The 13,428-nt window shown below is 53.7% G+C and carries 13 protein-coding genes; all 13 read left to right on the forward strand.

Features of this window, described 5'->3' with window-relative positions:
- Positions 1 to 80 precede the first annotated feature (80 nt).
- The 13 genes from wcaA to wcaJ all read left to right on the forward strand — a co-directional run bounded on the left by wcaA (position 81) and on the right by wcaJ (position 13,423).
- Entirely contained in the window at positions 81 to 926 is an 846-nt protein-coding gene (gene wcaA, locus C813_RS31215; RefSeq protein WP_017458492.1) for a colanic acid biosynthesis glycosyltransferase WcaA, read from the forward strand.
- A complete protein-coding gene (gene wcaB, locus C813_RS31220; RefSeq protein WP_017458491.1) occupies positions 926 to 1,417 on the forward strand; it encodes a colanic acid biosynthesis acetyltransferase WcaB in 492 nt (163 codons plus the stop codon). The genes wcaA and wcaB overlap by 1 nt, the downstream gene beginning before the upstream one ends.
- Entirely contained in the window at positions 1,414 to 2,631 is a 1,218-nt protein-coding gene (gene wcaC / locus C813_RS31225; RefSeq protein WP_017458490.1) for a colanic acid biosynthesis glycosyltransferase WcaC, read from the forward strand. The genes wcaB and wcaC overlap by 4 nt, the downstream gene beginning before the upstream one ends.
- On the forward strand, positions 2,606 to 3,826 hold the full coding sequence (wcaD, locus tag C813_RS31230) for a colanic acid polymerase WcaD (protein WP_017458489.1): 1,221 nt from the start codon (positions 2,606 to 2,608) through the stop codon (positions 3,824 to 3,826). Before wcaC ends, wcaD begins: the two co-directional genes overlap by 26 nt.
- 13 nt (positions 3,827 to 3,839) lie before the next feature.
- Entirely contained in the window at positions 3,840 to 4,586 is a 747-nt protein-coding gene (gene wcaE, locus C813_RS31235; RefSeq protein ID WP_017458488.1) for a colanic acid biosynthesis glycosyltransferase WcaE, read from the forward strand.
- Between the two features lie 22 nt (positions 4,587 to 4,608).
- The gene (gene wcaF, locus C813_RS31240) at positions 4,609 to 5,163 is read left to right on the forward strand and encodes a colanic acid biosynthesis acetyltransferase WcaF (protein ID WP_017458487.1); all 555 of its coding nucleotides are present in this window, start codon (positions 4,609 to 4,611) and stop codon (positions 5,161 to 5,163) included.
- Positions 5,164 to 5,189: 26 nt separating this feature from the next.
- A complete protein-coding gene (gmd, locus tag C813_RS31245; RefSeq protein ID WP_017458486.1) occupies positions 5,190 to 6,311 on the forward strand; it encodes a GDP-mannose 4,6-dehydratase in 1,122 nt (373 codons plus the stop codon).
- 2 nt (positions 6,312 to 6,313) lie between these two features.
- Positions 6,314 to 7,279, forward strand: coding sequence for a GDP-L-fucose synthase (gene fcl / locus C813_RS31250; RefSeq protein ID WP_017458485.1), 966 nt, complete (start codon positions 6,314 to 6,316; stop codon positions 7,277 to 7,279).
- A 2-nt stretch (positions 7,280 to 7,281) separates the two neighbouring features.
- Entirely contained in the window at positions 7,282 to 7,755 is a 474-nt protein-coding gene (locus tag C813_RS31255) for a GDP-mannose mannosyl hydrolase (protein WP_017458484.1), read from the forward strand.
- Positions 7,752 to 9,056, forward strand: a complete 1,305-nt coding sequence (gene wcaI / locus C813_RS31260) for a colanic acid biosynthesis fucosyltransferase WcaI (protein WP_017458483.1) — start codon at positions 7,752 to 7,754, stop codon at positions 9,054 to 9,056. Before C813_RS31255 ends, wcaI begins: the two co-directional genes overlap by 4 nt.
- Positions 9,053 to 10,489 (forward strand): mannose-1-phosphate guanyltransferase, encoded by a 1,437-nt coding sequence (gene cpsB / locus C813_RS31265; protein ID WP_017458482.1) that lies wholly within the window; start codon positions 9,053 to 9,055, stop codon positions 10,487 to 10,489. The genes wcaI and cpsB overlap by 4 nt, the downstream gene beginning before the upstream one ends.
- A 109-nt stretch (positions 10,490 to 10,598) precedes the next feature.
- Positions 10,599 to 11,969: a colanic acid biosynthesis phosphomannomutase CpsG gene (cpsG, locus tag C813_RS31270; RefSeq protein WP_025263911.1), complete on the forward strand. Its 1,371-nt coding sequence runs from the start codon at positions 10,599 to 10,601 to the stop codon at positions 11,967 to 11,969.
- Positions 11,970 to 12,028: 59 nt separating this feature from the next.
- Complete coding sequence (gene wcaJ, locus C813_RS31275; protein WP_017458480.1) at positions 12,029 to 13,423, forward strand: undecaprenyl-phosphate glucose phosphotransferase; 1,395 nt, start codon at positions 12,029 to 12,031, stop codon at positions 13,421 to 13,423.
- Positions 13,424 to 13,428: the final 5 nt, after the last annotated feature.

Below are 13,428 nucleotides of genomic sequence, written 5' to 3' on the forward strand. Positions count from 1 at the left end.
ACGCGCTGCGCCTTTTCCCGTATGGGAAAAGGCGGCAGTAAGGGCGAAAGCGGCATGTTGAACGCATTAGGGAACGCATCATGAGCACAACAGCAAACCCGTTAATTTCAATTTATATGCCAACCTGGAACCGGCAACAGCTGGCGATCCGCGCGATTAAATCGGTGCTGCGCCAGGATTACCCGCACTGGGAAATGATCATTGTTGATGACTGCTCCGCAAACTTCGAACAGTTACAGCAGTATGTTGATGAGCTGGGCGACCCGCGTGTCAGTTACACGCGTAATGCCTTTAACTCCGGTGCTTGCGCGGTGCGTAACCAGGCGATTTTGCAGGCGAAAGGCCAGTACATTACCGGCATTGACGATGACGATGAGTGGACGCCAAACCGTCTGTCCGTTTTTCTGGCGCACAAACATCTACTTAATACCCGCGCTTTTTTGTACGCCAACGATTATGTCTGCCAGGGCGAAGTCTATGCGCAACCGGCGAGCTTGCCGCTGTACCCGAAATCGCCGTTCTCGCGCAAGCTGTTCTACAAGCGCAACATCGTGGGCAACCAGGTTTTCACCTGGGGCTGGCGTTTTAAAGAGAGTTTGTTTGATACCCAACTGAAGGCGGCGCAGGATTACGACATTTTCCTGCGGATGGTTGAGGAGTACGGCGAGCCGTGGAAAATCGAAGAAGCCACGCAGATCCTGCACATTAACCACGGTGAAATGCAGATCACCTCTTCACCGAAGAAGTTTTCCGGCTACTTCCACTTTTATCGTAAACACAAAGACAAATTCGATCGCGCCAGCAAGAAATATCAGCTGTTTACCCTCTACCAAATTCGCAATAAGCGGATGAACTGGCGCACGTTGTTGACGCTGTTTTCCCTGCGTAACGGTAAGCGTCTGGCTGATGGGCTGCGGGGGAAATAATGCGTCTGGAAGATTTTCGCGCTAATCACTGGAATTTGCGCCCGTGCTGCATGGTTGCGGCGTACCGCATTGCCCATTTTTGCTCCGTGTGGCGCAAAAAACATGTCATCAACAATCTCTGGGCCGCGCCCGTCATTTTGTTGTACCGCTTTGTCACGGAATGCCTGTTTGGCTATGAAATTCAGGCCGCAGCCACCATTGGTCGCCGCTTTACCATTCATCACGGTTATGCGGTGGTGATCAATAAATATACCGTCGCCGGGGATGATTTCACCATTCGTCATGGTGTCACCATCGGCAACCGTGGGCCTGATAGCCTGGCCTGCCCGGTGATTGGCAACAACGTTGAACTGGGTGCCAACGTAGTGGTGATTGGCGATATCACCATTGGTAATAACGTCACCATTGGCGCGGGGAGCGTGGTGCTCGACAGCGTGCCGGACAACGCGCTGGTGGTTGGCGAAAAAGCGCGCGTGAAGGTGATTAAATGAATATTTTGCAATTTAACGTGCGCCTTGCAGAAGGCGGTGCCGCAGGCGTCGCGCTCGATTTACATCAGCGCGCGCTGCAACAAGGCATTTCATCACGTTTTATTTACGGCTATGGCAAAGGCGGCAAAAAAAGCGTCAGCCACGACAACTATCCGCAGGTCTACAAACAGACACCACGTCTGACTTCCATCGCTAATCTGGCGCTGTTTCGCCTGTTTAACCGCGATGTTTTTGGCAACCTGAATAACCTCTATCGCACTGTGACGCGCACAGAAGGGCCGGTGGTGCTGCACTTTCATGTCATGCACAGCTACTGGCTGAATCTGGATGAACTGGTGACGTTTTGCCAGAAGGTGAAAGCGCACAAACCGGATGTCACTTTTGTCTGGACGCTGCATGACCACTGGAGCGTGACCGGGCGCTGCGCCTTTACCGATGGCTGTGAAGGCTGGAAAGAACATTGTCGCAAATGCCCGACGCTGTCGAACTACCCGCCGGTGAAAGTTGATCGTGCGCATAAGCTGGTCGATAGCAAACGTCAGTTATTCAACGACATGCTGGCGCTCGGCTGCCAGTTTATATCCCCCAGCCAGCATGTGGCGGACGCCTTTAATAGCCTGTATGGTGCCGGGCGTTGCAGCATTATCAATAACGGCATTGATGTAGCGACAGAGGCCATTCTTGCCGAACTGTCGCCGGTGAAAGAGACGCAAGGTAAACCGAAGATTGCGGTGGTGGCGCACGATCTGCGTTACGACGGCAAAACCAACCAACAACTGGTGCGCGACATCATGGCGATGGATGACCGCGTGGAGCTGCATACCTTCGGTAAGTTTTCCCCGTTTGAGGGTAACAATGTCATCAACCACGGTTTTCTGACCGATAAGCGCAAATTGATGAGTGAACTCAACGAGATGGACGCTCTGGTCTTTAGTTCTCGTGTTGATAACTATCCGCTGATTTTGTGCGAAGCATTATCTATCGGTGTACCGGTGATTGCCACCCATAGCGATGCGGCGCGCGAAGTGTTACAGAAATCTGGCGGTAAGACATTCAGCGAGCAGGAAGTGTTGCCGCTGGTGCAGTGCCATAAAGCCGACATTGCCCAGGCGGTATTTGGCGAAAGCCTCGACGCGTTCCGCGCGCGCAGCCGCCAGGCATACAGTGGCCAACAGATGCTGGAGGAGTATGTCTCATTCTATCAAGGTCTGTAGCTACCTCCTGCTGCCGCTCATTTACCTGCTGGTTAACGTCAAACTCCTCCAGTTAGGAGAGAGTTTTCCCATCACTATCGTGACGTTTTTGCCGGTGCTGCTGCTGCTCTATGTTGAGCGCATCAGCGTGAAAAAACTGATGATAGCGCTGGGTGCCGGGGCAGGGTTGACGCTGTTTAACTTCATATTCGGTAAGTCGCTGGACGCCAGTAAATATGTCACCTCGACGATGCTGTTTGTTTATATCGTGATCATCATCGGCATGGTGTGGAGTATCCGCTTCAAAACCATTTCACCGCATAATTACCGCAAGATATTGAGATTTTTCTATGCGGTGGTGGCATTCGTGGTGCTGCTGGCGGCGATGGAAATGGCGCAGATTATCCTCACAGGCGGCAGCAGTTTAATGGAGGGGATTTCGAAATATCTCATCTATAGCAACAGTTACGTGCTGAATTTTATCAAGTTCGGCGGTAAACGTACTACGGCGTTATATTTCGAACCGGCATTCTTCGCTCTGGCGTTAATCTCAATTTGGCTCAGCATCAAACAGTTTGGTATCAAAACGCCGAAGACCGATGCTATGATTTTGGCAGGGATAGTTCTTTCGGGATCGTTCTCAGGGGTAATGACATTTATCCTGTTTTATCTGCTGGAATGGGCTTTCCAGTATCTGAACAAAGAGGCGATCCGTAAAAAGTTACCATTGGCAATTATTTCACTGGCAGTGTTTATTGTTGGCGTTGTATTTGCTTTTCCATATATCGCAGAACGAATCGGCGATTTAGGTACGGAAGGCTCTTCCTCGTATTATCGTATTATCGGTCCGCTGGTGATGGTGGGATATTCACTGACCAATATTGATGGTGTAGTAAGATTTGGCTCACTTTACGAATATGTCGCATCATTCGGAATCTTTAACGGTGCGGACGTCGGGAAAACAATAGACAATGGGTTGTATCTGCTGATCATTTATTTTTCATGGTTCGCGGTATTACTGACCGGATGGTATCTGTTTAAAGTTGGAAAAATGACGATAAATGCCTTTGGCAACAATCAGAATTTTCGCGTTCAACTTTATCTGTTCACTCCGATATCGTTGTTTTTTACGGGGTCTATCTTTAGCCCGGAATATGCGTTTTTAATTGTTTGTCCGTTTATTCTGCGCAAAGCGTTGAATATCGCGGCTACATGAAGAGGTGGGTCAAATGCTGCTAAGTGTTATTACTGTCGCGTTTCGTAATTATGAAGGTGTGATGAAAACCTGGCAGTCGCTGGCTCACCTGGCGAAAGCGCAAAATATTGAATTCGAATGGATTGTGGTTGACGGCGGTTCTCAGGATGGTACTGAAGAATTTCTGAAAAACCTCAACGGTCAGTACAATTTACGTTATATCAGCGAACGCGATAAAGGCATCTATGATGCCATGAATAAAGGGATCGATATGGCCGCAGGACGCTTTGCGCTGTTTCTCAATTCCGGCGATATTTTCCATGAAGAAATTGTGGATGTTGTTCGTCAGCTGGACGATGAGCAAGAGAATGCAATGTATATTGGCGATGCGCTACTGGATTTCGGCGATGGTACAAAAATACGTCGTGGCGCAAAACATGGCTGGTATATTTACCACAGCTTACCAGCCAGCCATCAGGCTATATTTTTCCCGGTAAATGGTCTGAAAACTTACCCCTACGATCTGCAATATAAAGTCTCTTCCGATTACGCATTAGCCGCCAGAATGTTTAAAGCGGGATTCCCGTTTAAGCGTTTGAAAGGCCTTGTGTCTGAATTTTCGATGGGCGGCGTATCAACGTCTAATAACCTTGAATTATGTCAGGATGCTCGCAATGTGCAGCGTAAAATATTACGCATGCCGGGCTTCTGGGCACAGTTGTCTTATATGTTGCGTTTACGGACGACCGGCAAAACGAAAGCCTTATATAACAAAGCATAACGCTCAGATATAAGGAAAAATGATGCAGGATTTAAAAGGATTCTCCGTGCCGAAAGGCTTTCGGGGCGGCAACGCTATTAAGGTTCAACTGTGGTGGGCGGTTCAGGCGACATTATTCGCCTGGTCCCCGCAGGTGCTGTATCGCTGGCGCGCATTCCTGTTGCGCTTATTTGGCGCAAAGGTTGGAAAAGGCGTGGTTATTCGTCCATCGGTAAAAATTACTTATCCGTGGAAATTAACATTAGGCGATTACAGCTGGGTAGGAGATGACGCAGTGTTATATACGCTGGGTGATATTTCTATCGGTGCGAATTCAGTGGTTTCTCAGAAATGTTATTTGTGCACCGGCAGTCACGATTATATGAGCGCGCATTTTGATATTAACGCGACACCAATCGTGATTGGTGAGAAGTGCTGGCTGGCGACAGATGTGTTTGTCGCGCCGGGCGTCTCCATCGGCGACGGGACGGTAGTCGGTGCGCGCAGCAGTGTTTTTAAATCGCTTCCGGCAAATGTGATTTGCCGTGGCAATCCCGCAGTGGTGACGCGCGAACGCGTTGAAAAGGTAACTCCCTGAACTGGGACTATTGAGGAAAATAAATTATGTCTAAAGTCGCTCTCATCACCGGCGTAACCGGGCAAGATGGCTCTTATCTGGCTGAACTGCTTCTGGAGAAGGGTTACGAAGTTCACGGCATTAAACGCCGCGCTTCCTCATTCAATACCGAGCGTGTGGATCACATCTATCAGGATCCGCACACCAGCAACCCGAAATTCCATCTGCACTACGGTGACCTGACCGATACCTCCAACCTGACGCGTATCCTGCAGGAAGTGCAGCCGGATGAAGTCTACAACCTGGGCGCGATGAGCCACGTGGCTGTGTCGTTCGAATCCCCGGAATATACCGCCGACGTTGATGCCATGGGTACGCTGCGTCTGCTGGAAGCGATTCGCTTCCTGGGTCTGGAGAAGAAAACCCGTTTCTACCAGGCGTCCACCTCTGAACTGTACGGCCTGGTGCAGGAAATCCCGCAGAAAGAGACCACGCCGTTCTACCCGCGCTCTCCGTACGCGGTTGCCAAACTGTACGCGTACTGGATCACCGTGAACTACCGCGAATCCTACGGCATGTACGCTTGCAACGGCATTCTGTTCAACCACGAATCTCCGCGTCGCGGCGAAACCTTCGTGACCCGCAAAATTACCCGTGCTATCGCCAACATCGCTCAGGGTCTGGAATCCTGCCTGTACCTCGGCAACATGGACTCCCTGCGTGACTGGGGCCATGCCAAAGATTACGTGAAAATGCAGTGGATGATGCTGCAACAGGAAAAACCGGAAGACTTCGTTATCGCCACTGGCGTGCAGTACTCTGTGCGTCAGTTCGTCGAAATGGCGGCGGCACAGCTGGGTATCAAACTGCGCTTTGAAGGCACCGGCGTGGAAGAGAAAGGCATTGTCGTTTCTGTGACCGGCCATGACGCACCGGGCGTGAAACCGGGCGATGTGATTGTTGCCGTTGACCCGCGTTACTTCCGTCCTGCTGAAGTGGAAACCCTGCTGGGCGACCCGAGCAAAGCGCACGAAAAACTGGGCTGGAAACCGGAAATCACCCTGCAGGAGATGGTCTCCGAAATGGTGGCAAAAGATCTGGAAGCAGCGAAAAAACACTCACTGCTTAAGGCCCACGGTTACGAGGTTGCCATCGCGCTGGAGTCCTGAGCATGACCAAACAACGTGTTTTTGTGGCTGGCCATCGCGGGATGGTGGGGTCAGCCATCGTACGGCAGCTCGAACAGCGGGCGGATATCGAACTGGTGCTGCGTTCCCGTGAGGAGCTGAACCTGTTAGATAGCGCGGCTGTGAATGCGTTTTTCGAAAACGAACGTATCGACCAGGTTTACCTGGCGGCGGCGAAAGTGGGCGGTATTGTGGCGAACAATACCTTCCCGGCGGACTTCATCTACGAAAATATGATGATTGAGAGCAACATCATTCACGCCGCGCACAAGAACGACGTGAACAAACTGTTGTTCCTCGGTTCGTCCTGCATCTACCCGAAACTGGCGCACCAGCCGATTGCGGAAAGTGAGCTATTGCAGGGAACGCTGGAGCCGACCAACGAGCCGTACGCGATTGCCAAAATCGCCGGTATCAAGTTGTGCGAATCCTACAACCGTCAGTATGACCGTGATTACCGCTCGGTGATGCCGACCAACCTGTACGGGCCGCACGACAACTTCCACCCGAGCAACTCGCATGTGATCCCTGCGTTACTGCGCCGTTTCCACGAAGCGACGCAGGAAAATGCGCCGGATGTGGTGGTGTGGGGCAGTGGCACACCGATGCGCGAATTCCTGCATGTGGACGATATGGCTGCGGCCAGCATTCACGTTCAGGAACTGGCGCGCGAAGTGTGGCAGGAGAATACCGAACCAATGCTGTCGCATATCAACGTCGGCACCGGGGTGGACTGCACGATTCGTGAACTGGCGCAAACCGTAGCAAGTGTGGTGGGCTACAAAGGTCGCGTGGTATTTGATGCCACCAAACCGGACGGCACGCCGCGCAAACTACTGGATGTGACCCGCTTGCATCAGCTTGGCTGGTATCACGAGATCTCACTGGAAGCGGGGCTTGCGAGCACCTACCAGTGGTTCCTTGAAAACCAGCACCGGTTCCGGGGGTAAGTATGTTTTTGAGTCAGGAAGATTTTGCCACGGTGGTGCGTTCGACCCCGCTGATTTCCATCGATTTGATCGTGGAAAACTCACGCGGCGAGTTTTTACTCGGCAAGCGCACTAACCGCCCGGCCCAGGGATACTGGTTTGTACCGGGCGGACGCGTGCAAAAGGACGAGCCGCTGGCGGCCGCTTTCGAGCGACTGACTCAGGCGGAACTGGGACTGCGCCTGCCGATGTCGGCAGGCGAGTTTTACGGCGTCTGGCAGCACTTCTATGACGACAACTTTTCCGGCCCGGATTTCACCACGCATTACATCGTGCTGGGCTTTCGCCTGCGCGTGGATGAGGACACCCTCGCGCTGCCGCCGGATCAGCACAACGACTACCGCTGGGGAACGCCGGAGTCGCTGATTGCCGACCCGCTGGTACATGACAATAGCCGCGCCTATTTCCTCGACGCGCAGGGAGTACCGGGCTTATGAAAATCCTGGTCTATGGCATCAACTATTCGCCGGAGCTGACCGGGATCGGTAAGTACACCGGCGAAATGGTGGAATGGATGGCTCGTCAGGGCCATGACGTGCGCGTTATCACCGCGCCGCCGTACTACCCGGAGTGGAAAGTGGGCGAGCATTACAGCGCCTGGCGCTGGCGCAAAGAGCAGGGCGTTGCCACGGTGTGGCGCTGCCCGCTGTATGTGCCCGCGCAGCCATCGACCTTAAAACGGCTGCTGCATCTGGGCAGCTTTGCCCTGAGCAGTTTTTTCCCGTTGATGGCGCAGCGTCGCTGGAAACCGGATCGCATTATCGGCATCGTGCCGACCCTGTTTTGCACGCCGGGCATGCGCCTGCTGGCAAAACTGAGCGGCGCGAAAACCGTGCTGCATATTCAGGATTATGAAGTCGACGCCATGCTGGGTTTAGGCATGGCGGGCAAAGGTAAAAACGGTCGCGTGGCGAAGCTGGCGACCGCTTTTGAACGCAGCAACCTGCATAACGTTGACAACGTGTCGACCATCTCCCGTTCGATGATGAACAAAGCGCGGGAGAAAGGCGTGGCTGCGGACAACATTATTTTCTTCCCGAACTGGTCCGAAGTGGCGCGTTTTCGCGATATCGACGATGGATCCGTCGCGCAACTGCGCCGCACGCTCGGCCTGCCGGATGACAAAAAAATCATTCTTTACTCCGGCAATATTGGTGAGAAGCAGGGGCTGGAAAACGTCATTGAAGCCGCCGCAAAACTGCACAACCAGCCGTGGCTGTTTGTGATTGTCGGCCAGGGCGGCGGCAAGGCGAGGCTGGAAAAAATGGTCAGCGAGCGTGGGCTTCACAACGTGAAATTCTTCCCGTTGCAGCCGTACGACGCGCTGCCCGCACTGTTAAAAATGGGTGATTGCCATCTGGTTATTCAAAAACGCGGCGCGGCTGACGCCGTGCTGCCGTCGAAACTGACCAACATTCTGGCGGTCGGCGGCAATGCGGTGATCACCGCCGAAGAGAGTACCGAACTTGGCCAACTGTGCCTGACCCAGTCTGGCATTGCGGTCTGCGTTGAACCGGAATCGGTTGACGCGTTGACCTGGGGCATTGAACGCGCACTGGCGATGCCCAAAAACAACACGGTGGCACGTGAATATGCCGAACGCACGCTCGAAAAAGAGAACGTGTTAAGCCAGTTTATTGCAGATATCAGCCCGGAGAATTCCACTCAGCCCGCACCTGCCCGCGAAAGCGTGCATGACGGCGAACTGAACTTCGATGGCAATGGGGATAAATCATGAGTCAAACACAACTCTATCCGGTCGTGATGGCCGGCGGCTCTGGCAGCCGTTTGTGGCCGCTGTCCCGTGTGCTTTACCCTAAACAGTTTCTCTGCCTGAAAGGCGAACTCACCATGTTGCAAACCACCATCTGCCGCCTGAACGGCGTGGAGTGCGAAAGCCCGGTGGTGATTTGTAACGAACAGCACCGCTTTATCGTCGCGGAGCAATTGCGTCAGCTGCACAAGCTGACCGAAAACATCATCCTCGAACCGGTAGGTCGCAACACGGCTCCGGCTATCGCGCTGGCGGCGCTGGCGGTAAAACGTCACAGCCCGGATAGCGATCCGCTGATGCTGGTGCTGGCCGCTGATCATGTGATCCAGGATGAAGAGGCGTTTCGCACGTCGGTACGCAATGCGATCCCTTACGCCGAAGCGGGCAAACTGGTGACCTTTGGTATCGTGCCGGATCTGCCGGAAACCGGTTATGGCTACATCCGTCGCGGCGCGGTTTCAGCCGGTGACGTCGATGCGGTGGCGTTTGAAGTGGCGCAATTTGTCGAAAAACCCAACCTCGAAACGGCGCAGGGTTATGTGGCAAGCGGCGAGTATTACTGGAACAGCGGCATGTTCCTGTTCCGCGCCGGTCGCTACCTGGAAGAGCTGAAAAAATACCGCCCGGATATTCTTGAGGCCTGCGAAAAAGCAATGGACGCCACCGACCCGGATATGGACTTTATCCGCGTCGATGAGGCGTCTTTCCTCGCCTGCCCGGAAGAGTCGATTGACTATGCGGTCATGGAACGCACCGCCGATGCGGTTGTTGTGCCAATGGACGCGGGCTGGAGCGATGTTGGCTCCTGGTCGTCGCTGTGGGAAATCAGCCAGCACACGCCGGAGGGAAACGTTCATCACGGCGACGTCATCAGCCATAAAACCGAAAACAGCTATGTTTACGCGGAATCTGGCCTGGTCACCACCGTCGGGGTGAAAGATCTGGTGGTGGTGCAGACCAAAGATGCGGTGCTGATTGCCGACCGTAACGCCGTGCAGGATGTGAAAAAAGTGGTCGAGAAAATCAAAGCCGACGGGCGTCACGAACACCATATTCACCGCGAAGTTTACCGCCCTTGGGGTAAATATGACTCCATTGATTCCGGCGACCGCTACCAGGTAAAACGCATTACCGTGAAGCCGGGCGAAGGACTTTCCGTACAGATGCATCACCACCGCGCTGAACACTGGGTGGTGGTCGCCGGTACGGCAAAAGTGACGATTGATGGCGAAGTGAAACTGCTGGGCGAAAACGAATCTATCTATATTCCGCTCGGCGCGCGCCACTGTCTGGAAAACCCTGGGAAAATCCCGCTCGATCTGATCGAGGTGCGCTCCGGTTCGTACCTTGAAGAGGATGACATTGTGCGGTTTGCCGATCGTTACGGCCGTATTTAATTCCCGTGCCGGATAACGCGAATGTTATCCGGTTTGTAAGTTTAAATTAATCAACAAGATATGGCCATTTTACGGTCACGGCTGACTGTTGCCTGAAGAAGAGGTAATGATGGAAAAATTAACCTGTTTTAAAGCTTACGATATTCGCGGCAAGCTGGGCGAAGAACTCAATGAAGATATTGCATGGCGTATTGGCCGCGCCTATGGGGAATACCTGAAGCCGCAGACCATCGTGCTGGGCGGCGATGTGCGTCAGACCAGCGAAGCGCTGAAACTGGCGCTGGCGAAAGGGTTGCAGGACGCCGGTGTGAATGTGCTGGATATTGGGCTTTCCGGCACCGAAGAGATCTATTTTGCCACTTTCCATCTGGGCGTTGACGGCGGTATCGAAGTGACCGCCAGCCACAACCCGATGGATTATAACGGCATGAAACTGGTGCGTAAGGGCGCACGTCCGATCAGCGGCGATACCGGCCTGCGCGATGTGCAGCGCCTGGCGGAAGCCAATGATTTCCCGCCGGTGAACCCGGCAAAACGCGGCAGCTACGAGCAAATTAATCTGCGCGATGCCTATATCGATCACCTGATGGGCTATATCGACACCAATAACCTCAAGCCGCTGAAGCTGGTGATTAACTCCGGTAACGGCGCGGCAGGTCCGGTGGTGGATGCCATTGAAGCCCGCTTTAAGGCGCTGAATGTGCCGGTGACGTTCGTCAAAGTGCATAACGAGCCGGACGGCACCTTCCCGCACGGTATTCCTAACCCGCTGCTGCCCGAGTGCCGCGACGATACCCGCAATGCGGTGATTGAGCATAACGCCGATATGGGCATTGCTTTCGATGGCGACTTTGACCGTTGCTTCCTGTTCGACGGGGAAGGGCAGTTTATCGAGGGCTACTACATTGTTGGCCTGCTGGCCGAAGCGTTCCTCGAAAAACATCCTGGCGCGAAAATTATTCATGACCCGCGCTTGTCGTGGAACACGGTAGATGTGGTTGGCCGCGCGGGCGGTACGCCGGTGATGTCGAAAACCGGCCATGCCTTTATCAAAGAGCGGATGCGCGAAGAAGACGCTATCTATGGCGGCGAAATGAGCGCGCATCACTACTTCCGTGACTTTGCCTACTGCGACAGCGGCATGATCCCGTGGCTGCTGGTCACCGAACTGCTGTGCCTGAAAGGTAAAACCCTGGCGCAACTGGTGCGCGATCGCATGGTGGCGTTCCCGGCGAGCGGCGAGATCAACAGCAAGCTGGCGGACCCGGCGACGGCTATCAACCGCGTTGAACAACACTTCACGCCGGGTGCGCTGGAGATCGACCGTACGGACGGCATCAGCATCGCGTTTGCCGACTGGCGCTTTAACTTGCGCTCTTCCAACACAGAACCCGTTGTGCGTCTGAATGTTGAATCGCGGCGCGACGAGGAACTGATGAAAGCGCGAACGCAGGAAATTCTGGCACTGTTGAATCAATAACGATAAGGCGTTCCTCTCCCCGCTGCCGGGGAGGGTGAACATTACAGGCAGGTACAACAATGACTCATCTCAAAAAACGCGACCGGGCCAAAACGAATGCATCGTTAATCTCTATCGTGCAGCGCTTCTCCGACATCACCATTATGTTCGGTGGCCTGTGGTTGGTGTGTAAGGTCAATGCGCTGCCGTTCTTCTACATGCATCTGCTGATGGCTCTGATTACGCTGGTTGTTTTCCAGATGATCGGCGGAATGACCGATTTTTACCGCTCCTGGCGGGGCGTAAAAATCATGACTGAACTGACGCTGCTGTTGCAGAACTGGACGCTGAGCCTGATTTTCAGCGCCGGTTTGCTGGCGTTCAATAATGATTTTGATAACACCTTCAACATTTATCTCGCCTGGTATTTGTTGACCTCGATGGGGCTGATGATGAGCCGGGCGGTGATCCGCTTTGGCGCCGGCTGGATGCGTAACCTGGGCTACAACACGCGCCGCGTGGCGGTGGCCGGTGATATGCCGATGGGCCAGGAATTGCTGGAAGGTTTTCGCAATGAACCGTGGCTCGGGTTTGATGTGGTCGGGGTTTACCACGATCCACAACCGGGCGGCATTACGACTGGCTGGGCGGGAAACCTCGACCAACTGGTGGAAGATGCGAAAAGCGGGAAAATTCACAACGTCTACATCGCCATGTCGATGAACGATGCGGCCTGCATTAAAAAGCTGGTGCGCCAGCTCGCCGATACCACCTGTTCGGTGATCCTTATCCCTGACGTTTTCACCTTTAATATTCTGCACTCGCGTGTGGAAGAGGTGAACGGCGTGCCAGTGGTGCCGCTGTATGACACGCCGCTTTCCGGTGTCAACCGCATCCTGAAACGTCTGGAAGATATTGTTCTCGCCTCGCTGATTTTGCTGCTCATCTCCCCGGTGCTGTTGGCGATTTCGGTGGCGGTGAAACTCAGTTCGCCGGGGCCGGTTATCTTCCGCCAGACGCGTTATGGCATGGACGGTAAGCCAATCAAAGTGTGGAAATTCCGCTCCATGAAGGTGATGGAAAACGACAAAGTGGTAACGCAGGCGACGCAGAACGATCCGCGCGTTACCAAAGTCGGCAGTTTCCTGCGCCGTACGTCGCTCGATGAACTGCCGCAGTTTATCAATGTGCTGACCGGCGGGATGTCGATTGTTGGCCCGCGCCCGCATGCGGTAGCGCATAACGAGCAGTATCGCTCGCTGATTGAGGGCTACATGCTGCGCCATAAAGTGAAACCCGGGATTACCGGCTGGGCACAAATTAATGGCTGGCGCGGTGAAACCGACACGCTGGAGAAAATGGAAAAACGCATTGAGTTCGATCTCGAATACATCCGTGAATGGAGTCTGTGGTTCGATATCAAAATCGTTTTTCTGACCGTCTTTAAAGGCTTTGTTAACAAAGCGGCGTATTAAGGAAA

Source organism: Kosakonia sacchari SP1 (assembly GCF_000300455.3).
Taxonomy (GTDB): Bacteria; Pseudomonadota; Gammaproteobacteria; order Enterobacterales; family Enterobacteriaceae; genus Kosakonia; species Kosakonia sacchari.

Excerpts from the sequence above, each read along its gene's own strand:
- wcaA (WP_017458492.1), top strand. The coding sequence starts at position 81 with ATGAGCACAACAGCAAACCCGTTAATTTCAATTTATATGCCAACCTGG.
- wcaB (WP_017458491.1), top strand. The coding sequence starts at position 926 with ATGCGTCTGGAAGATTTTCGCGCTAATCACTGGAATTTGCGCCCGTGC.
- wcaC (WP_017458490.1), top strand. The coding sequence starts at position 1,414 with ATGAATATTTTGCAATTTAACGTGCGCCTTGCAGAAGGCGGTGCCGCA.
- wcaD (WP_017458489.1), top strand. The coding sequence starts at position 2,606 with ATGTCTCATTCTATCAAGGTCTGTAGCTACCTCCTGCTGCCGCTCATT.
- wcaE (WP_017458488.1), top strand. The coding sequence starts at position 3,840 with ATGCTGCTAAGTGTTATTACTGTCGCGTTTCGTAATTATGAAGGTGTG.
- wcaF (WP_017458487.1), top strand. The coding sequence starts at position 4,609 with ATGCAGGATTTAAAAGGATTCTCCGTGCCGAAAGGCTTTCGGGGCGGC.
- gmd (WP_017458486.1), top strand. The coding sequence starts at position 5,190 with ATGTCTAAAGTCGCTCTCATCACCGGCGTAACCGGGCAAGATGGCTCT.
- fcl (WP_017458485.1), top strand. The coding sequence starts at position 6,314 with ATGACCAAACAACGTGTTTTTGTGGCTGGCCATCGCGGGATGGTGGGG.
- C813_RS31255 (WP_017458484.1), top strand. The coding sequence starts at position 7,282 with ATGTTTTTGAGTCAGGAAGATTTTGCCACGGTGGTGCGTTCGACCCCG.
- wcaI (WP_017458483.1), top strand. The coding sequence starts at position 7,752 with ATGAAAATCCTGGTCTATGGCATCAACTATTCGCCGGAGCTGACCGGG.
- cpsB (WP_017458482.1), top strand. The coding sequence starts at position 9,053 with ATGAGTCAAACACAACTCTATCCGGTCGTGATGGCCGGCGGCTCTGGC.
- cpsG (WP_025263911.1), top strand. The coding sequence starts at position 10,599 with ATGGAAAAATTAACCTGTTTTAAAGCTTACGATATTCGCGGCAAGCTG.
- wcaJ (WP_017458480.1), top strand. The coding sequence starts at position 12,029 with ATGACTCATCTCAAAAAACGCGACCGGGCCAAAACGAATGCATCGTTA.